Genomic DNA, 801 nt, shown 5'->3' with positions numbered 1-801 from the left:
AGATCGCCGACCAGGTCTCCGCGTTCCTGGCCAAGAAGGGCCTGGGCTGATCACCCAACAGCCGGTCAGAAACCCGCGGACCGCGCAGAGCGCGCACCGCATCGAAAGGAGATCCGCATGAACGACGCGCACGCAACAGCCCCGACCCAGACCACCGGGACTGCGGGGCCGGTGCTGGACTACCGGCAGAACCCCTTCGGCCTCGTCCACGAGTACGCGATCACGTCGAATGAGCCGGGCAAGGTGAACATCCACCCGGTCACGTACACGCTCCACGGTCTGAAGATCGCCGCGAACATCTACACCCCGGCGGACTACGACCCAACGGGTAAGCACCCCGCGATCACGGTGGCGCACCCCAACGGCGGCGTCAAGGAGCAGGTCGCCGGCCGGTACGCCCAGCGCCTTGCGGAACTGGGCTACATCACGATCGCCGCGGACGCCTCCTACCAGGGCGCCAGCGAAGGGCAGCCCCGCAATGTGGACAAGCCCTACCACCGGACCGACGACGTGCACGGCATGGCGGACTTCATCGCCGGCTTCCCCGGCGTGGACGTCGATCGGCTGGGAGCGCTGGGTATCTGCGGCGGGGGCGGGTACACGCTGAAGGCCGCACAATCCGACAAGCGGTTCACGTGCGTCGCCACGGTGAGCATGTTCAACTCGGGCCGGGTCCGTCGCAACGGATTGCAGGACTCGGCTCTGGACACCGTCCAGGAGCGACTGCGGCAGGCCTCCGAAGCGCGCGCCCAGGAAGCAGCCGGCGGCGAGGTCCTGTACGCCGGGGCGGCCGGCCTGACG

At 68.7% G+C, this 801-nt stretch carries 1 protein-coding gene; it reads left to right on the top strand.

All coding sequences use genetic code 11. From position 1 onward, the window contains the following. Positions 1-117 precede the first annotated feature (117 nt). Positions 118-801, top strand: a 684-nt coding sequence (locus ABD323_RS42440; protein ID WP_344447396.1) for an alpha/beta hydrolase, incomplete at its 3' end; no start/stop codon positions are given.

Source organism: Kitasatospora nipponensis (assembly GCF_039528135.1).
Taxonomy (GTDB): Bacteria; Actinomycetota; Actinomycetes; order Streptomycetales; family Streptomycetaceae; genus Kitasatospora; species Kitasatospora nipponensis.
This window is presented reverse-complemented; position numbering and strand designations above follow the sequence as displayed.